The 19,676-nt window shown below is 58.4% G+C and carries 16 protein-coding genes; 3 read left to right on the forward strand and 13 right to left on the reverse strand.

Annotated elements, in window-relative coordinates:
• Positions 1–50: 50 nt before the first annotated feature.
• The 5 genes from DSCA_RS22780 to DSCA_RS22800 all read right to left on the reverse strand — a co-directional run bounded on the left by DSCA_RS22780 (position 51) and on the right by DSCA_RS22800 (position 5,659).
• Positions 51–713 (reverse strand): XTP/dITP diphosphatase, encoded by a 663-nt coding sequence (locus tag DSCA_RS22780; RefSeq protein WP_155318634.1) that lies wholly within the window; start codon positions 711–713, stop codon positions 51–53.
• A 519-nt stretch (positions 714–1,232) separates the two neighbouring features.
• Positions 1,233–2,210: a quinone oxidoreductase family protein gene (locus DSCA_RS22785; protein ID WP_155318635.1), complete on the reverse strand. Its 978-nt coding sequence runs from the start codon at positions 2,208–2,210 to the stop codon at positions 1,233–1,235.
• Between the two features lie 413 nt (positions 2,211–2,623).
• Positions 2,624–4,210: a B12-binding domain-containing radical SAM protein gene (locus tag DSCA_RS22790; RefSeq protein WP_155318636.1), complete on the reverse strand. Its 1,587-nt coding sequence runs from the start codon at positions 4,208–4,210 to the stop codon at positions 2,624–2,626.
• Between the two features lie 32 nt (positions 4,211–4,242).
• Positions 4,243–5,001 (reverse strand): HD domain-containing protein, encoded by a 759-nt coding sequence (locus DSCA_RS22795; protein WP_167527921.1) that lies wholly within the window; start codon positions 4,999–5,001, stop codon positions 4,243–4,245.
• 160 nt (positions 5,002–5,161) lie between these two features.
• A complete protein-coding gene (locus DSCA_RS22800; RefSeq protein WP_155318638.1) occupies positions 5,162–5,659 on the reverse strand; it encodes a hypothetical protein in 498 nt (165 codons plus the stop codon).
• Between the two features lie 598 nt (positions 5,660–6,257).
• Here DSCA_RS22800 and DSCA_RS22805 point away from each other — a divergent pair.
• The 3 genes from DSCA_RS22805 (at position 6,258) to DSCA_RS22815 (ending at position 10,697) form a co-directional block, all read left to right on the forward strand.
• Complete coding sequence (locus DSCA_RS22805) at positions 6,258–7,931, forward strand: electron transfer flavoprotein-ubiquinone oxidoreductase (RefSeq protein WP_155318639.1); 1,674 nt, start codon at positions 6,258–6,260, stop codon at positions 7,929–7,931.
• 34 nt (positions 7,932–7,965) lie between these two features.
• Positions 7,966–9,141: an NAD(P)/FAD-dependent oxidoreductase gene (locus tag DSCA_RS22810; RefSeq protein WP_155318640.1), complete on the forward strand. Its 1,176-nt coding sequence runs from the start codon at positions 7,966–7,968 to the stop codon at positions 9,139–9,141.
• Between the two features lie 224 nt (positions 9,142–9,365).
• Positions 9,366–10,697, forward strand: a complete 1,332-nt coding sequence (locus DSCA_RS22815; protein ID WP_155318641.1) for an aminotransferase class I/II-fold pyridoxal phosphate-dependent enzyme — start codon at positions 9,366–9,368, stop codon at positions 10,695–10,697.
• 132 nt (positions 10,698–10,829) lie between these two features.
• Here the strand turns inward: DSCA_RS22815 and DSCA_RS22820 are convergent, their stop codons facing one another.
• The 8 genes from DSCA_RS22820 to DSCA_RS22855 all read right to left on the reverse strand — a co-directional run bounded on the left by DSCA_RS22820 (position 10,830) and on the right by DSCA_RS22855 (position 19,415).
• The gene (locus DSCA_RS22820) at positions 10,830–11,849 is read right to left on the reverse strand and encodes an ABC transporter ATP-binding protein (protein ID WP_155318642.1); all 1,020 of its coding nucleotides are present in this window, start codon (positions 11,847–11,849) and stop codon (positions 10,830–10,832) included.
• Between the two features lie 8 nt (positions 11,850–11,857).
• A complete protein-coding gene (locus DSCA_RS22825; RefSeq protein WP_155318643.1) occupies positions 11,858–12,826 on the reverse strand; it encodes an ABC transporter ATP-binding protein in 969 nt (322 codons plus the stop codon).
• 94 nt (positions 12,827–12,920) lie between these two features.
• Positions 12,921–13,841, reverse strand: a complete 921-nt coding sequence (locus DSCA_RS22830) for an ABC transporter permease (protein ID WP_155318644.1) — start codon at positions 13,839–13,841, stop codon at positions 12,921–12,923.
• Positions 13,838–14,824 (reverse strand): ABC transporter permease, encoded by a 987-nt coding sequence (locus DSCA_RS22835; protein ID WP_155318645.1) that lies wholly within the window; start codon positions 14,822–14,824, stop codon positions 13,838–13,840. The genes DSCA_RS22830 and DSCA_RS22835 overlap by 4 nt, the downstream gene beginning before the upstream one ends.
• A gap of 87 nt (positions 14,825–14,911) precedes the next feature.
• A complete protein-coding gene (locus DSCA_RS22840) occupies positions 14,912–16,462 on the reverse strand; it encodes an ABC transporter substrate-binding protein (RefSeq protein WP_155318646.1) in 1,551 nt (516 codons plus the stop codon).
• A 294-nt stretch (positions 16,463–16,756) separates the two neighbouring features.
• On the reverse strand, positions 16,757–17,800 hold the full coding sequence (locus DSCA_RS22845; protein ID WP_155318647.1) for a helix-turn-helix domain-containing protein: 1,044 nt from the start codon (positions 17,798–17,800) through the stop codon (positions 16,757–16,759).
• Positions 17,801–18,178: 378 nt separating this feature from the next.
• Positions 18,179–18,523, reverse strand: coding sequence for a hypothetical protein (locus DSCA_RS22850; RefSeq protein WP_155318648.1), 345 nt, complete (start codon positions 18,521–18,523; stop codon positions 18,179–18,181).
• 43 nt (positions 18,524–18,566) lie between these two features.
• Positions 18,567–19,415, reverse strand: a complete 849-nt coding sequence (locus tag DSCA_RS22855; RefSeq protein ID WP_155318649.1) for an HDOD domain-containing protein — start codon at positions 19,413–19,415, stop codon at positions 18,567–18,569.
• Positions 19,416–19,676 lie beyond the last annotated feature (261 nt).

Consider the following 19,676-nt stretch of genomic DNA (forward strand, 5'->3'; position numbering starts at 1 on the left):
CCGTTCATCCCTTCTCGACGGTAAACAATTAAAAACCGGCGCTCACGAAGTCAGCCCTGTTGCGATGGGCTCTGGCAACCGACAATTTCCGGCGCCGGCATTTGCTGGTCAATCCATTTCAACACCTTGTCAAACTCGTCTTGAACTTCACGCAGCGCCTTGCCCCGGTGGCTGACACGGCTTTTTTCGGCCATGGTCAACTGGGCGAATGTCTTGTCCAGCGGCGGATAAAAGAAAATCGGGTCGTAGCCAAACCCATTGGTGCCGGCAGGCGCATGGGCGATCGTTCCTTCGCAGCGTCCCTCATAGGTCAATGCCGGTCCGGTGGGAACGGCAATGGAAATCACACATTCAAAAGCGGCCGACCGGTCGGGTTGGTCTTCAAGTTCCCCGAGCAGTTTGCTGCAACGCTGGGCATCGCTGGCATCGGGACCGGCATAGCGGGCGCTGTGGACACCCGGAGCGCCGTCTAACGCCGTTACGACCAGTCCCGAATCGTCCGAAAGGGCCGGATAGCCCAGTACCCTGGCGGTGAAGCTGGCTTTCTTGTAGGCATTTTCATCAAAGGTGTCACCGTCTTCGACAACTTCCGGGATGGGACCGAAATCATCCAGATTTTTGATGCTGATCGGAAAGGCGTCCAGCAGATCCCGGATCTCGGCAGTCTTGCCTTTGTTGCGCGTGGCAATCACAAGTATCCTGTTTCTTTTCATAATACCTCTAATCTGGTGGGAAGAAACTTAAATGCATTAACACAAAAGCGGGTAAACATCCAGCACTATCCGGCCGGCCGGAAGGGCCCGTCGAGCCACTGCGGTACGATGGCAAAACGCCGTTTGATGATTATCATTTTTATGATGGATCGCAGGCGCGGCCCTTGTTTTTCCGAAAGGGGACCCGCGTTCCATCGACCGGTCAACATCGTTTTCCGGAACGCCCCAAATCATCATGCGCCCCGGAAGAAGGGGACTGTATGGCACATACAGGAGGTTTCATCATGTCCGAAAAGAGATCCGACGAACGAAAAACGGATGGCAAGAACAGGTCGAATCCCGGCGACCATCGCGTTGCCGATAGCTGCGGTTGTTTTTACGTGGTCGACCCATGCGGCTGCCGGGTCGTGGATCCCTGCGGTTGTTATGTGAGTCAGTGCTGTTCTTAGCCACCCTTGCCGTTATTGATGGCATATCCAAATCCTTAGGGGCTTGTCCATCGGGCAGCCCCTTCCATTTTCAGGGGATCAACACGGTGCTGGCCGTGGTTTTGCGATTCTCCAGATCCTGGTGTGCCCGGGCCGCGTCTTCCAGCCGGTAGGTCTGGCCGATAGAAATCGTCACCGCACCTTTGCCGACCACGTCAAAAAGGTCCCTGGCATGGTCCAGCAGATCCTCCCGCCTGGCCGTGTATGCCATCAGACTGGGCCGGGTGAGAAATAAGGACCCTTTTGCCGCCAGCACCCCGATCTCCAGCGGCGCCACGGCGCCCGATGCCTGGCCGAAGGAGACCATGGTTCCCATGGGCCGGAGGCAGTCCAGGGATTTCATGAACGTGGCCTGGCCGATACTGTCATAAACCACGTCCACACCCCGCCCCCCGGTAATGTCCTGAACCTGTTCTGCAAAATCGACATCCCCATAACGTATGGGGTGGGCGCAGCCATTCGCTTTGGCAATCTCGGCTTTTTTCGCCGAGCCCACGGTGCCGATCACCTCGGCGCCCAGGTGGCTGGCCCATTGGGAGACAATGGCGCCCACACCGCCGGCCGCCGCATGAATCAGGATGCGGTCGCCGGCTTTTACCGGATAGCAGCCGAACAGCAGATATCTGGCCGTCATGCCCCGGAGCATCATGCCTGCCGCCTGCCGGGTGGTGATGCTGTCGGGCAGCCGGACCAGGCGGTGGGCCGGTATGCAGCGCACCTGGGCATAGGCGCCCGGCGGAATGCCGGCATAGGCCACCCGGTCTCCCGGCTTGACGTCGGATACACCGGCGCCGACCGATTCCACGACGCCGGCGCCTTCCAGTCCCAGTACGCCGGGCAGTGCGGGCAACGGGTAAAGCCCCGTGCGGTGATACACATCGATGAAATTGAGTCCAACGGCCTCCTGGTTCAGCCGCACCTCCCCGGGGCCCGGTGCACCCGGATCATAATCTTCCCACCGCATGACCGCGGGACCGCCCGTTTCATGAATTCTGACCGCCTTGAACATGGTGACCTCCTTGTGTTCCATTGCATCTGGGGGGTGGAAATATTTCCCACTATAAGCATGAGCCCGTTGAATTCAAAAAACGATATGACTTCAGTGGAATTCAGACAGTCCGGGAATACCATCTCCGGGTGTCCGGCTTTCCAGGCGAAGCCGTCGGGGGCCAGCAGCTCGGGCGGCCCTGTTGAAAACAGGGCGCCCGGATCCGGGCCGGCTGTTCCGGTCAATCCTCATCCCGTTTTATTCCGGGGATTGAAATCGATAGGCAGGGGCCCATGGAAATGAAGGGCAGCGAACCGGCAATGGAGGCGGGAGGCGCAAGCGGATCGGGGAGCCTTTTTGTACGGCCCCATCCGGCGCTTCCGGGCCCTCCCGTCAGCAGCGAAGACGTCCCGGCGCAGTCACAGCGGGCAGGCCTACAGGTAGTCTTTCCAGGACCAGCAGATCAGGCCCTTGGCGTTGTTGCGTTCCAGGTATCGGTTGTCGACGGCAAATTCGATGGCCGCCCGGATTCGCGTCTGTGGGTGGTCAAGCTCCCCGGACACCCGGCGGATCAGCCGTTCGACCCCACGGGCGTCCGCGGTATCCGATGCCCCGGCCCGCCAGAAACCTTTTTTTTCGACAAGGCCTTTCATCATCAAATCGTAAATCACCACCGTGTGCTCCAGCCGGACCAGGGGCCATACTGCTACGTCGGTGGCCTCTCCCGTTTCACGGCGTCGGCCGATATCCGCCAGCCACCGGTCGAATTGCCGCTCGCCGTCGATCACGATGGCGTCCATGGTCTCCGGGGCCACGCCGGCCGTACGGATGATGGCGCGATTGGCATGGTATTGCCGCCAATCGTCGGACAGAATCGACAAGTCGTAGTCATCGATCCGTTCCCGGACGTCGGTACCGGGGAAGGGGGCCAGAATGTGGAACCCATGGTTGACGCCCATGGCCTTGAGGCGCTCGCCGAATGCAAGCGTTTGAGCAAGGGTTTCCGGGGTTTCACCGGGCAGGCCGAGGATAAATGACGTGTGGGGGTCGAGGCCGCAGTCCAGGCAGAGCTGAACGGCCTGCACCACCTGGTCCAGGGTGATGCCTTTTTTGATCCGCCTGAGCATCTCGGGGCTGCCGGATTCCACGCCGAAGCTGACCGTGGTGCAACCGGCCCGGCGCATCCGTTCAAGCGTCTGGCGGGAAACCGTGTCCACCCGGGCAAAGGAGGTCCAGTTGACCTTCAGCCCGCGCTCCAGGATTTCGTCGCACACCGCCAGGCAGTGCCGTCGATTGGCCGTGAACAGGTCGTCGGCCAGGTTGATCTGGTGAAATCCCAAGGTGCTCAGGCCTTGCATTTCGTCCACGACCCGAACGGGATCGCGATAGCGGACGGTTGCCCCCACCATTTTCCGTCCCACACAGAAGATGCACTTGAACGGGCATCCCCGGCTGGTGGTCATGCTCACCGGCATGCCCAGGGCCCGATAGCGCCCCAGCGCGATCAGGTGGCGGGCCGGCGGTGCCAGTTCGTTCAGGTCTGCCAGCGGCGGCAGGGCCGTCATCTTCAGCTGCCTGCCTTCACGGAAGGCGATGCCCGGCACCTGCTTCCAGGGAACTCCGTTCTCGAGGGCCCTGACCATGGCCACAATGGTCTCCTCACCCTCGCCGCAGGCCACCACGTCCACCTGATTGCAGGATTTCAGGATTTCTGCCGCGCGAAAGGTGGCGTGGGGGCCGCCGATCATCGTGGTGACGGACGGATCCAGCGCCTTGACCCTGTCGAGGACGTCGAGGGCGTGGTCGACCGTCATGGTCACGGCGGTGGCCCCGGCCAGATGCGGTTTGAATTCCCTCATCAGGGTCGCCAGAACGTCCTGGCTGAAGGGAAACACGACGCAGTCCAGAATCTTGACTTCGTTTCCGGCCCGTTCCAGCGCGGCGGCCAGGAAGGCCAGACCCAGCGGCGGGGACGGTGTCTCGGAGATGGGGTAAAAGGGATTGATCAATACGATGCGCACGGATGAGGGTCCTTTGTCGGTACCGCTTGGGGTCAGGGACGGTTGGCGAAGTCGGCCAGAATCACCTCGTACAGTTCCTGGCCGATGGCAATGCCCATGTCGATGAACTGTGGGCCGAATCGTCGGCCGGTGCGGGATCGGAAGGTGTTCCGGATTTTCTTTAACAGGGCCATGCCTTTGGGGTAGTGGTTCATAAACGTGTCCAGGGTGGGGTTGAGAAAGCCGACCATGTCCCAGATCGTGTGGGTGAAGTTGTCCGGGCCCCAACGGAACTTGTCCGCATCGTAGAGGCAATCGGATATCATGCGGGCCTGGGGTGTTGGCGGCCGGTCCAGGCGGGCAAAGGCTTCGTGGTTGCGAATCGCCGTGCAGACAAGACCGATTTCCCTGGAAACCAGCGGATAGGTCCCCAGGATCTCCCGGGCCCTTTCGGCCCCTTTGTCGGCATGGGATTTCTCTTTGCGGCAGATGTCATGCAGCAGGCCGGCGCACTGGGCCAGCATCAGGTTTCGTCGGGTCCGGTCATCCGTCTGGTTGGCTTGCCGGCTTTCGATAATGACCAGTGTGCCGGCGTCGATGGCCACTTTTTCCACGTGGCCCATCCCGTGGCCGAAATCGTCATCCAGGCATTCGGCCATGTCCTTGCGCAGTCTGGTGATGGTGGTGTCGGAGCGGTAGAATTGTCTGGCATCCCTGGCCTCGGATGGATGCGCCGTGTAAAAATCGGGCCGGGGATACCGGGCCACGATTCGGCGGGCAACTTCTCGAATTTCCAGGTATACAGCGTCCATCGGCAGACACCATCGCCAGGGTGCAGACATAAAAGCGCCGGTTCCACGATGGGGTGAAACCGGCGGCGGACGATCATTATGAAGTTGACGGGGGCGACAACCATGCCTGATCAGGCGCCGCCATTTTCCCGTTGTCTTTTTTCAAGCGGGGTTCCGCTGGCTAAACCTCCGGAGAAAGGCCGTAGGGGGCGCCGCAGACTTTCCACTTGCCGTCCTCTTTGATCAGATCCAAGGTTCCTTCGAACGTGTTGGTCCGGCCCAGCTGAAACAGTTTGGCCACATAGGCGAAGACCGGATGGATACAGGTCCGGCTGTACCCCTTCAGGTGAATGGTCGCGGACTCGGCGTCCTGGGCCAGGGTTTCCGTTTTTACATGGTAAATGGTCTGTCGCACCATGCCGGTGCCGAATCCGCGTTCTCGGGCCTCGTCGGTCATGGTCAGGAGATAGGTGGCTGCCGCCGATTCATCCGCATCGCCCGCCAGGTCGCTGCACATATACTTTTCCATATCGGGGTCCAGGAGGAAATAAGCCCTGGAAAAGTCGACGGCCGTTCCCGTGGCCGTCTGTTTGCAATCTGCAAAGACAAACGCCACCTGAAGACACACCGCCAGAATTACCACCAGAATCCACACTGAATTGCCGCTCCGGTTTGCCATGCTCAACGCCTCCTTGCCAAATCGTCCCGGCCGCCTGCAAATTGCATTGCCCGCGTCCATTGGTCGTATCCGAATTTCAGGGAATTGAATGAAAAGGTCAGAGATGGCTGATACCACGGATCACATGATTAAACAAGTCCAATATGCTTGTGGCCGGGGCGCGGCCATGCGACTTGACAGCTTTTGGACCATTGGTATACAACTGATAAAACTTAAAGTGTACTTGCGTTGAGAATCTGGCGCCGACATGCCCCATACCGCCTTGAATCCTACCCCCCGGCCTGGAGTCGAGATCTGTAGGCGTCCGGGCGCCACGTGTGCATGCGGGTTTGCGGCCTGGTTCCAGCGCAGAATCGCTGCTGCGGCATTCTTTCGGGGGGGCGCACAACCATGGATTCGCGGCCTTGTCGGGGTGCCATGCGGCGGCCATGGGGCGGAGACCCGCGGCCATGATGAAGGATGATCCCCATTTTCATTGTCGTTCTCTTGTTTTTAATGGTAAATCAGGCTATTGAAAGTTTTTAAACACCATTTCATCCATGTGTCGCATTTCCTTGTCGCCATTGGCACAACCTGATTGAAAAAGAGGGGAAAATCCATGACCAAACATGAAGCGATTGAATTTGACGTTTTGTTCGTCGGCGCCGGACCCGCCAACCTGGCCGGCGCCATCCGGTTGATGCAGCTGGCTGCGGAAAAGGGCCGGGAACTGGAAGTGGCGATCATAGACAAGGGGGCCGCCATCGGCTCCCATGCCATCAGCGGGGCGGTGATGAATCCGGTGGCCATCGCCGAACTCTACCCGGACTATCGGGAGCAGGGGTTTCCCGTCGAACAGACCGTGCGCGGCGATGGCTTCTTTTTCCTGACCCAGGGCCGCAGCTTTAAAATGCCCCTGGTGCCGCGGCAGATGCACAACACCGGTTTTCCGATCGTCAGTCTCGCCAGGGTCTGCCGCTGGCTGGGAGATCGGGCCGAAGCCCTGGGCATCAATATTTTTCCCGGGTTTGATGGTAAAGAAATCCTGCTGGCCGAGGACGGCATTACGGTGACAGGCGTACGCACGGGGGACAAGGGGCTGGACAAGGACGGCAGGCCCAAACCCAATTTCGAGCCGGGTATCGACCTGCTGGCCAAGGTCACGGTGCTGGGCGAAGGCGCCCGGGGAAGCCTGATGAAAGAACTGGCCGGTAAACTGCCCATCCGTTCGAACCGTCTGCCCGAGGTGTTTGAAACGGGGATCAAGGAAGTGATCCAGCTGCCCGAAGACCATTTTTTCACCGGCAGTCCCTTCAACGATATTCACACCATGGGATTTCCCCTGGACCTGGACACTCCCGGCGGTGGTTTTGTCTATGAGATGGCCGACAACCGTATCGCCCTGGGGTTTTTGGTCGCACTGGGCTACGAGAACCCGTCCCTGGATCTTTACGACACGTTCATGCGTTTCAAGCGTCACCCCATGATTCAGCAGATCATCCGGGGCGGCAAGGTGGTGGAGCAGGGGGCGCGGGCCGTCTCCACCGGTGGCTGGTTCAGTATGCCCCAGCTGGCCGTGGACGGTGCCCTGTTCACCGGAAACGGCGCCGCCATGCACAGCACACCGGCCATCAAGGGCATCCACCTGGCCATGAAATCCGGCATGCTGGCCGCCGAGACCATTATGGACGCCCTCGCGGCGAGCAGCACCTCGCGCGGCACACTGGAGGGCTATCACCGGCGGCTCGCTTCCAGTTGGGCCGGTGCGGAACTTCGTGAAGGCCGCAACTTTGCCCAGGCCCTGGCCAAGAAGGGGCCGCTCAAATGGATTCACCTGGCCGCCCAGTATGTCTCCAAGGGCAAGGGCCTGGTCGATCGACTGCCCGCCGTGGACGATGCCGAAACGCTCGCGCGCCTGCACCCGGGAGACCCGGCCGCTTCGGCGGAATCGGAAAAGCCGGCCGCGGACGACCCGGCGATGGTGGATAAACTCACCGGTGTATACCTGTCCGGCACCCTGCACCGCGAGGACCAGCCCAGCCATGTCCTGATCCATGACCAGCGGGTCTGTGTGGAACGCTGTTATCCGGCCTATGGCTGCCCCTGTACCCGCTTCTGCCCGGGCGATGTTTATGAAATGGAAGGCGGTGAGGGCGGCAGCGGCATCAAGGGCATCAAGTTGAATTTTACCAATTGCCTGCACTGCAAGACATGCGACATCAAAGACCCCTTCCACAACGTGACCTGGACCTGTCCGGAGGGCGGGGAAGGGCCGAACTACAAACAGGCCTGACCGCTTCGGGCCACCCCAAGGAGAATGCCAGACCATGGACAGCAAGCAGCCTTATGACGTGATCATCGTCGGCGGCGGGATAATGGGTTCCACCACCGCCTTTTACCTGACCCTAAAAGACCCCGGGCTGCGCGTGGCGGTCATCGAGCGTGATCTGGCCTATACCCGGGCGTCCACCACCCTGTCCATGGTCAATGCCAGGATCCAGTTCAGCCTCAAGCAGAACGTCCGGATTTCGCAGTACGCCTTCGATGTGCTGGAACGCTTCGAAGACGACATGGCGGTGGCCGGCAACCGCCCCAGCATCGCCTATCACCGGGAGGGCAACCTGTTTCTCCATGATCCCGCGGCCGTGGATGATGCCAAAGCCCAGATGGCCATGCAGCAGGGGTTGGGGTGTCAGGTTGAATGGTGGACGCCGGACCAGATCAAGGCCCGCTATCCCCTCTATGCACCGGAAGGATTTGCCGGCGGCACCTTCGGTGGGCAGGACGGGCATTTCGACGCCTACGCCGTGCTGATGGCATACAAGGCCAATGCACGGGCCCAGGGCGCCGTTTACATCGAAGACGAGGTGGTCGAACTGATGGTGGACAACCGACAGCTGACCGGCGTCAGGACCCTTTCCGGCGAGGTCTACACGTCTTCCGCCGTGGTCAACTGCGCCGGTGCCTGGTGCACCGAGCTGGCCCGAACTGCCGGCGTGGCGCTGCCCGTCGACCCGGTCAAGCGCCAGTGCTTTTGTGTGGATACGGCCGTCAAGCCCGAAGGGCCGCTGCCCCTGACCATTCTGCCCTCGGGGTTTTACTTCAGGACGGAAACCGGCGGCATGGTGCTGATCGGCAAATCCCTGGACGCGGACCCCGTGGGATTTGATTTCACCTGGGACCAGAACCGGTTCATGGATGAGCTGTGGCTGGAGCTGGCTGAATTCGTGCCGGCCTTCGAGCGCCTGAAGCTGGTCCGGGGATGGGCGGGGCTGTATGCGGTCAACCGGCTGGATGACAACGCTATTTTGGGCGAATGGCCGGAACTCAAGGGCTTCTACCTGGCCAACGGCTTCTCCGGCCACGGCCTTCAGCAGGGTCCGGCCGTGGGCCGCTACATGAGCGAACTGATCCTCGGCGAGACACCGGAGCTGGATCTGTCGATCTTTCATCCCCGGCGTATACTCGAGGGTAAACCGATAGGGGAGGTGGGGATTGTTTGATCGATCCAGGAATGATGGATTTTTTTGTTTACACTGCGATCCATTAGGTGTTTAAAACCATGCCGGATGATGTTTCGAGGCATTTCAGGAAACAGACAGGGCGGTGTCATTGCTGACCGGGTTGGGACCGCCGGACATCGTCGGATCCTTACATTGCCTCCTGTTGACGAGCCATTGCCGGTCTCATCGCGGATCGGCATACCTGTTGAGGAAATAGATCGATCATGGAAACTCCGATTGCCGGCACTATCGTCCGGGACAAGATTCGTGAAAGCAAACTCGCCTGCGTGGGGCTGGCCTCCATTCGAGAACTGAACCGCCTGGTCGGTGAAATCGAAGAGGAATCAGGCCAGCGGTTTATCCGTATGGAGATGGGCATTCCCGGACTGGATCCCCCCGAAATTGCCGTGGACGGCGAGATCTGCGCCCTGAAAAAGGGGGTGGGGGCCATCTATCCGCCTTTTGACGGCATTGCCTACCTGAAATACGAGATCTCCCGTTTCGTAAAGCGGTTCCTGGACACCGACGTGCAGCCGGCCCACTGCCTGCCCACCGTCGGGTCCATGCAGGGGTGCTTTCTTTCCATGATGATGGCCGGCCGTCGCATCAAGGGCAGGGACGGGATTTTGTTCATCGATCCGGGATTTCCCGTGAACAAGAAGCAGGCTCAGGTGCTGGGGCTGCCCCGGGAAAGTTTTGACGTCTACGATTATCGGGGCGACCGTCTGCACGACAAGCTGGAACCCTACCTGTCCACAGGACGAATTGGCGCCCTGATGTACTCCAATCCCAACAATCCCGCCTGGATCTGTTTCACGGAAAAAGAGCTGGGCATCATCGGCGAGCTGTGCACCCGCTACGATGTTATCGCTCTCGAGGACCTGGCCTATTTCGGCATGGATTTCAGGCAGGACACCTCCCGGCCGGGGACGCCGCCCTTCATCCCGACGGTGGCGCGCTATACGGACAATTACATTCTGCTGATTTCCAGTTCCAAGTCCTTCAGCATGGCCGGCCAGCGCATCGGCATGACCGCTATTTCCGATCGTCTCTTCGATTCGACCGGCGACGGTCTGGCCACCTGGTTCGGCAGCGACCGATTCGGCTACGCGTATATTTTCGGAGGCATGTATTCGTTGAGTTCTGGGGTCTGTCACAGCAGTCAGTACGGGCTGGCCAAACTGCTCGAGGCGGTCAACGACGGCCGGTACAATTTTGTCGAGGCCGTCAAAGAATATGGCGATCGGGCCCGAACGATGAAGCGCCTGTTCACGGAAAACGGGTTTTCCCTGGTCTACGACAGGGACGAAGACCAGCCCCTGGCCGACGGTTTTTACTTTACCGTTGCCTACCCCGGTTTCACCGGCGCCCAGCTGGTGGAGGAACTGCTCTACTACGGCATCAGTGCCATTTCCCTGGAAACCACCGGCAGCAGCCGCACCGAAGGCGTGCGGGCCTGCGTATCGCTGACCGGAAAAGACCGCTTTGAGGAACTGGGGGATCGCCTGGCCAAGTTCGATGCCGACCACCAATGCGGTCGACGTGCCATGGGTTGAACCGGTCTGATCGGGGGACATGACTGCCGGCTTCCGCCCGGGGCCCCGGTCTTGCATCGCCCCCTAAGAAATAACCTTCCTTTGGCGTCGCTGGCGGGCTCCGGTCTTGGGACCGTCAGCGGTTTCCCCGCTTTACAACCGCCCCTCTTCCACGCCATGACAGGCAACGATTACTTTGTTTTCAACGGTTCGTGCCCGGGGGGGGTCCTCGACACAGCGCTGGTTGGCGTGAATGCACCGGCCGTGGAACACGCACCCGGTGGGCAGGTTGATGGGGGTGGGCACCTCGCCTTTGAGCCGGATGTGATCGCTTTTTTTTCGGCCCAGGCGGGGGATGGCGGAGAGCAGGGCCTGGGTGTAGGGGTGCCGGGGGGCTTCGAAAAGGGCCCTTGCCGGTGAGAGTTCGCACAGGGTGCCCAGGTACATCACGGCCACCCGGGTGCTGATGTGCTCCACCACCGACAGGTCATGGGTGATGAACATGTAGGTGAGGCCCCGCTGGGCCTGGGCGTCCATGAGCAGGTTGAGGATCTGGGCCTGGATGGAAACGTCCAGGGCCGACACGGGCTCGTCGGCCACGATGAACTCGGGATCCACCATCAGGGCCCTGGCAATGCTGATGCGCTGCCGCTGGCCGCCGGAAAACTCGTGCGGGTAGCGGGTGGCCCACTTGGGGTCGACGCCCACCTGGGACATCACTTCCGCGACGCGTTCCTTCACCTGGTCCGACGAGATGGTCGGGTTGTGAAACACGACCGGTTCTTCGAGTGTTTGCATCACGGTTTTGCGCGGATTGAGGGATGCATAAGGATCCTGGAAAATCATCTGCATCTTGCGGCGGAAGGGCAGCATTTGCTGGGCGTTTTTGTTGTCGATCCGTTCTCCGCCGTAGAGAATTTTCCCGCTGTTGGGCGGGTAGATGCCGATGGTGGTGCGGGCAAGGGTGGATTTGCCGCAGCCGCTTTCGCCCACCACGCTGAACGTCTCGCCGGGGGCGATGGTGAAACTCACCTCGTTGACGGCCTTGACGGTCGTTCGGCGGCGGGTGAGCTTGCCGTTTTCAAATCGAATCTGGTCCAGCAGGCCTCCGGAAATATCGAAGTGCTTGACCACCTTATCGAGGGTCAACAGCCCGTTATCGTCGCTTTTCATCTGTGTTGTCATTTGGTTACCATGTGGCAGGCCACTTTGCAGGCATCATCGCCGACGGCCTTCAAGGGCGGTTCCTGTTCCCGGCAGATCGTGTCGCAAAGACTGCACCGGGGATTGAAGGCGCAGCCGGGCGGGATGTCTGTCAGGGTTGGCATCATCCCCGGGATCTGGTTGAGTCGAGCGCCGGGCTGCAGGCTGCCGGGAAGGGCCTTGATCAACCCTTGCGTATAGGGATGTCGGGGGTTGCTGACCACCCGGTCCGTAGGGCCCGTTTCCACGATTTTGCCGGCGTACATGACCGCGATTTTTTCGGTGACCTGGGAAACCACCCCCAGGTCGTGGGTAATGAGGATCAGACCCGTATGTTCGGATTCGCACAACTGCTGCAAAAGGTCCATGATCTCGGCCTGGATGGTAACGTCCAGGGCCGTGGTGGGTTCGTCGGCAATGATGATTTCCGGATCGGTGAGCAGGGCGATGGCAATCACGATGCGCTGGCGCATGCCGCCGGAAAATTCGTGAGGATACTGGGCCAGGCGTTTTTCGGGTGAGGGGATCTGCACCTTTTTCAGCTTTTCAAGGGCGATGGCCTCGGCTTCGGCCCGGGTGATGCCGCGGTGGGCCAGCAGGGTTTCGACCATCTGGGTGCCGATGGTCAGCACCGGATTGAGGGTCATCATGGGGTCCTGAAAGATCATGCTGATCTGATTGCCCCGGATCTCGCGCATGGCCTCGTTGGAGAGCGTCGTCAGGTCCCGGCCGTTGAACATCACCTGGCCTCCGGAGATGAATCCCGGCTTGCTGATCAGGTTGATGATGGCAAAACCGGTGACCGATTTACCGGCCCCGCTTTCGCCCACCAGCCCCATGCGTTCGCCGCGATCCAGCGCGAAGCTGATGCCGTTGATGGCGGTCAGATCCCCGAATCGCAGGGCGAATTTGACTTCAAGATTGTTGACTTCCAATAAGTGAGACATAGATAAACCAAACAGTGTCAAGTGTTAAGTGTTAAGTTTAAAGTGTTAAGTTGCGGTGTTCCTCTGTCTCTTAACCCTTAACACCCTTTTCCATTTATCCTTTGTACAATTTGGGGTTCAATACATCCCGCAGCCAATCCCCCAGCAGGTTGATCACCAGCACAAAGACCACCAGCCAGATGCCCGGAAAGACCGTAATCCACCACGACCCGGAGAAAAAGAACTCCTGGCCGGCCCGGATCAGCGATCCCAGGGAGGGTCTGGTCACCGGCATGCCCAGGCCCAGAAAAGAGAGCGCCGCCTCGCTCATCACCGCATTGGCCACCTGAATGGTGGAAATGACCATGACCGAGGTCAGGGAGTTGGGCAGGATATGGCGGAAAATAATGGTCCAGGTGGGCAGGCCGATGACCCGGGCGGCCTCCACATACTCCTTGTTTTTCTCACCTATGACCGAGGCACGGATGGTCCGGGCGAACATGGGCCAATTGGACAGGCCGATGATGACGATCAGCAGGGGCACGGCCAGGCGCTCAAAACTGCCCAGGCCGAAGGCCACCTGGAAGATGGCCGACATTAAAATGGCCACCATCAGGTAGGGGAAGGAGAACTGGATGTCGGCCAGTCGCATGAGGACGGCATCCATTTTCCCGCCCATGTAACCGGCAAACAGGCCCACGATCACCCCGATGATGCCCTGCAGGGCCACGGCGCCCAGGCCGATGACGATGGAGGTCCGCAGTCCATACAGCATGGTGGAGAGCATATCCCGGCCCTGGTTGTCCGTTCCCAGGAGGAATTCGCTGCTCCCCTCCTCCATCCAGACCGGGGGGATCTCCGAATTCATGATGTCTATATTGACAGCGTCATAGGGGTCCATGGGGGCCACCCACGGCGCTGTTACGGCCAACAACAGGAATATCGTCAGGACAATAAAGGAGAAGATCGCCACCTTGTCCCGCTTGAAACTGTAGAGGAAATACGACGCTTTGAATTTCTGGAATTTTGTTCTCATTTTGTACCGGCGATTCTTACGGTGGGATTGATAAAGCCGTAAAGGATGTCAACAATCGTATTTACAAATGTGAAGATGGTGGCCACCACCACGAGATAGGCAATCAGCAAAGAGATGTCGGCACGGTGGACGGCCTCCAGAAACATGAATCCCATGCCTGGCCACTGGAATACCAACTCCGTGAGCAGGGTAAAGGCGAACATGATACCGATCTGCACACCGAAGACCGTGATCACCGGCAGCAGCGTGTTTTTAAAGGCATGCACCATCCACACCCTGGCCGGCGACAGGCCCTTGGCCCAGGCGTATTTAATGTATTCGGTTTCCAGCACCTCCATCATTTCGGACCGGATCAGGCGGATGAACAGCGGCAGCATGAGGGTGGACAACGATACACAGGGCAGAATCAGATGCATCAGGCCGTCTATGGTGAGCATCCCGGTCTCCCACCAGCCCAGGCCGAAGAGGTCCACGGTCTCTCCCCTGCCATAGGATGGCAGGATCTGCCATTGGATGGCAAAGAGAAAGATCAGCAGGATGGCCGTCAAAAACACCGGCATGGAGACCCCCAGGGTGGAAAAACTCATGGTAAAGCGGGAGAGGATGCTTTTGGGCCGCAGGGCGCAATAGACCCCCAGGGGCAGAGAGACAACGATGATAATCAGGGCGGTACCGAAAACCAGTTCAATGGTGGCCGGCGCATGCCCGAGAATGACTTCCAGGTTGGGTTTGTTGTACAGGAAAGAGCGCCCCAGATCCCCTTTGGTGACGGCGTTTTTCACAAACCGGAAATACTGGATGAAAAAGGGGTCATTGAGCCCCATCTGTTCAGCGATCTCGGCCCGCTCCGCAGGGGTTACCCGCTCACCCACCAGGTCTCTGACCGGATCCCCGATCTGATCCTTGATGGAAAAGCCCACCAGGCTGATGATCAGCATGACAAAGATGGCCTGGACCAGTCTGCGTACGATAAATACAACCATTTGTATTTACATTTCTTTTATGAATCGTCCCCCGAGCCGTGGGGCCCGGGGGACGATGGTTGGATGAATGCCAAACGATACAACCCCCTACTTGATGACCAGGTCTCCAAAGTAGGGGAAGTTCATGGAGTTGAGGATCGGCTTGATCATCAAATTCTGCTTGGCGCCATAGGCGTGGTTTTGCCAGTGAAACGGCACGAAGGCCGCATCGTCATAGAGGATCTGCTCAACTTCCTGGAGAATTTTGGCGCGCTTGGCCAGGTCTGTCTCGGACTGGGCGGCAATCACCAGTTCATCCACATCGGGGTTGCAGTAGCCGGAGTTGTACTGGCCGTATCCGGTCTCTTTGTTTTCGCACATCATGAGGAATTCAGAGAAGTTGCCGGAGTCTTCGGTGTCGGAGTGCCAGCCGATCATCATCATGTCGGCTGCCCGGGCGTCGAACTCGTTCCAGTACTGGGCCTTGGGCATGGTCTTCAGGTTGACCTTGATACCGATCTTGCCCAGCATCTGGGCGGTGGCTTCGGCGATTTTGGCGTCGTTGACGTAGCGGTTGTTGGGGGCCATCATGGTTATCTCGAAGCCGTTGGCAAAACCGGCCTCTTTCATGAGGGCTTTGGCTTTTTTAAGGTCGTACCTGGGTACCAGGCTCTCTTTGTAACCGGCGTAGCCCTTGGGGCCCTGCTGGGCGGCGAGGGTCGCCTTGTTCTTCATGATCTTTTTGACGATGCCGGCGTTGTTGACCGCGTGGACAATGGCCTGGCGTACCTTTTTCACCCGGAATTCGGGACGGCGCTTCTGGTTCATCTGGAAGGTAATGATGCGGCCGCCGTTGATCATAACCAGTTTGAGTTTGTTGTCTTTTTCAATGCGGTCGAAATCCTGGGGGGGAACCGGAGAGATAAAATCCACGTCGCCGGAAAGCAGGGCGGCCACTCGGGTGGCGTTCTCCTTGATGGGGGTCAGGATGAACTTGGTGACATTGCCCGGCGACTGGGTATCCCAGTAGTCCTTGTTTCTTTCCATCTCAAGAACCACATTGTGTGCTCTTTTGGTCACGATGAAGGGACCGGTGCCGGAGGCGTTGTTCAGGGCAAACGATTCCCCGATTTTGAGGATCATGTCCTTGGGCTGACCGTTCTTATCGGTGCCGGTGTAGAACTTGGAATCCATGGCAAAGAAGTAGGTGGCCATGTTCAGGACCAGGGGGTAGGGTTTTTTGGTTTTGACGTCGACGGTATAGTCGTCAACGATGTAGCAACCGTCGAAGGGCTCCAGCAGGCCTTTGAAGTCGGCCGATTTTCTCATGCGGTCAAAGGACCATTTGACGTCCTTGGCGGTAAAGGGATTGCCACTGTGGAAGCGCACCCCTTCGCGCAGGTAAAAGCGCATGGTCAGGTCGTCGAGACGCTCCCAGCGGGAGGCCAGACGAGGCTCGAAGGTCATCTCCTGGGTCCAGCGGACCAGGGGATCGAATACCCAGTGGGAAAGCTGCAGCATACCACCGGACAGCTGAACCTGGGGGTCCAGGGATACCGGATCAGCGTCCAGGCCCACCTTTAGGGTGACGGCATTGGCAGCGGTGCCAAATCCGATAAACACGGCAAGGGTCAAGATTACTGCAAGACATTTTTTCATTTCACTCCTCCTCCTGGTTGTGTGATGTTGAAAACGGCAACGTTGACGGTTCCGTATACAGTCCGACCCGCCTGAGGCCAATCTATATAGCGTTTCCATTCATTCCTCATCACGGGGAACTAGGGTCACTATGCCTCATTTCCGGTGGATTCGTAAACCTCGATCTCGGACCGGCTGCGAAATCGTCCATGTTGCGATGTTTCATGGGTTCCTGAACGCGGCAACCGGGTGCCTCCACCGGTTGCCGCTTCACCTGCACGGTCATTGCAATTGCATCCGGCCGGACGTCGACGTTCAGATGGATCCGGGCCGATGGACGCCTTCCATTGCCACCGGGCCGGCAAGGTCCGGCCGTTCCATGAACGATTCAAACTTCCGGTCACAGCCGTAGGGGGCGAACAGATTTTTGAAATAACCAATCAGGTTCTGTGGATAATTTTGTTCCAGCTGCGGATCAATGGCGCTGCGGCACAGCCTGGTTTCATTTCTGAAGAGCTCGATCATGGACGATGAATCCGAGGTGAATCCCTGCAGGTTGATCTGTTGGCTGGAGGCACCGTAATCATGCTTTTTTTTGCCGAAGAAGAACACCTTCGGATCCTCGCGGTCGTCGCCCTGGATCATGTAGTCGAACCAGGGGCAGCGCTCCATGATCCACGTCCGATGCTGGTCGGGGGTGGCCCGGATGGCCGCCGCCGCATTGGCGAAAAATCGCAGCACCAGTTCCTGTTGCCCCCCCTTGCCGGCAGCCATCGCTTTTTTTACGTAGTCCTCCAGACAATCGCGGCAAATAAAGGTTTCGAAACGGGCGCCCGCATCGCAGCTTTTTTTAAAAATAGCTTTGCGCTCCCTGAAAAGGGCCCGGGTAAAGGCCCGGTGGAAATTCTTGTCCGGCGGATCAGCCGGGTCGGCTCCGGGTTTGTATCCCAGATAGAATTCGTCGGGCATGAACAGAACCGACGGCGCTTCTTTCACCAGAATCTTGGTGCCGCCCATGCGCTCCATGGGGGACAGCAGCAGCTTGACGTGGATGTCGTCATAGAGCGACAAGGTGTTTCCCTGGATTTTCCGTTTTCGGTTGTTCTCCAGTATTTCCGGAATATCCGGCTCATCCAGCGCCTGGTAATCGTATCCGGCCAGCACCGTGTTGATTTCATCAATGGAGTGGTTCAGGGCCAGCATGATGGAGGCGATTTTGTCCTTGCCCGGCCGGTTGATATGGTCGTTCACCAACTTGGTCAGGTAGGTGTGGGAGATGCCGGAGCTCTTGCTGATGGTGTTCAGCTTCAGCCCGCTGCGTTCAATGATGCGGCGGATGATGTTTTCAAAAATGCGCATGCGCGATGTGGGGGCTGACGGTTTGCCGTACGTTAATTAATGGTGAGACGGCTATAGCTAAATTGCAATAAAGTTGCAATAAGATTTTTAATTCGAGTTGGAATATTAATGAAACAATGGTGTGAAAATAAAATTATCATTTTTTGGTGAGGGCATGCCATCGTTGGTGGGCGGCTCCCGGCGACCCGGATCGCTGCCCGGGACCAGGAACGCCCGGCAATCGTTATCGTCGAATCAAAAAAAACTAAAGTCCGGGCCGGAAGGTGCCGATGCTGGTTTTACAGCGGCACATCGGGGGATTGTCGCTGGAAAGAAAACTCCTCTTCTTTCATCCAACTCCTTCTGCCTGCGGGGCGGTCATTCGACCGCCCCGCATCTTTACAGGTCCCCTTTTGTCCGTATCAAGGTGTAAAGCAGTTCCAGGCGGTTGCTCCGATAGCCCGGTTTTTTGTCGATGATGACCTTCCAGGACGAGTGTTCCTCCAGTTTCCACATCATTTCATGTATTTTTGCCAGAACGCCATCAGTCTCGCCTGCCCTGGCGTTGATCGATTCCGATTCCTGGAATGAAACGTCGTCGTTTTCATTGGTTCCGGGCCCCAGCCCAACGAGCACGGAGCCCTCTCCGATATCCACCAGCGCGCGGTTGATGGCGGCTGACAGCCTGGGGGCAACGGGTGACAATTCCATGTGGATCAGTTTGGCCAATTCATAAGGGGTCATCGTTCAAGTCGCTCCTGTATTTTAATTTCAACCGGCCCGCCCTTCAGAGAACTGCCAGCAGGCCGTAAATATTCTCCTTGCGGGAAAAAAAATCGGACATGATCCGGTTTGCCGCCGCCTCTGACATGCCGAGTTGGTCGCAGATCCGATCATAGTGGGCGTAATGTCCACAAAAAAGGTCTCCGTTGATGCCGGACATGGAACACATGCTGTCGGCCAGATAGACCATCGCGGCTGCCTCGGGAATATCGTCCACCCCATCGGTTAGATGGTGATTTTGGATCGTGCCGACCAGCGCCCGGCTGAAGTTCCAGTTGCCGGCAATTCGGCCGCCCAGATGCGCATGATCGATACCCAGTGCCAGGCGCTCGGCTTCGACCAGGCTCAGGCCCTCGGCCGCCATGGCCCTTCGGATGGTCGGCATGGCCTCACCCGTGTGCCGATCCAGTACGATAACGCCGATATCTTTTAACAGGGCCGCCGTGAAAACGATGTGTTTTTCCGAAACCCCGACTTTTTCGGCGATGGCCCTGGCCATGAGTGCGCAGGAGACGGATTGTTTCCACAGTCGGCCCGTTTCGAGTCCGTAACCCTTTTGGGCTGCTTTGAGCGGTTTGGTCACGCTGTTGAGCAGCACCATTTCAACCACCCGTTTGAGCCCCAGCAGAACCACCGCATCATGAACCGAGTCCACTTTTTTTTTGAACCCGAAAGCGGCTGAGTTGGCCAGTTTCAGAAGGTTGGCGGTCACCACGGGTTCGTAAAGAATCAACTCCGTGATCTCCGAGACAGGGACTTCCGGGTCGTCGGCCAGATCCATCAGCTGGTGAATCACCTGGGGTACCGGCTCGATCCGTTCGCTTTCTTTCAGTAACAGATCCAGTGACAGCATGCCGTCTTTCCTTTTTTTTACCTCTACCCTTTTTCGATCATCAGTTCAACCTCAGTCCATGGCGGTGACCCGTATTCGACGACGCTTCCCGCAATGAGCCGGCCTGTCCTCCCGGACCTCAAGGGGTAAAAGGCCCTCGGCCAGTGATAGAATGACACTCCTAAATCCTCCCCATCCGATTGCAGTTGAAACATGCATCGAAGCCCTTACCCTATTGCTATATCTTCATTTCTTTTCATTTCGTGGTGTGCGCGAAGCGGA

Source organism: Desulfosarcina alkanivorans (genome assembly GCF_009688945.1).
Lineage (GTDB): Bacteria > Desulfobacterota > Desulfobacteria > Desulfobacterales > Desulfosarcinaceae > Desulfosarcina > Desulfosarcina alkanivorans.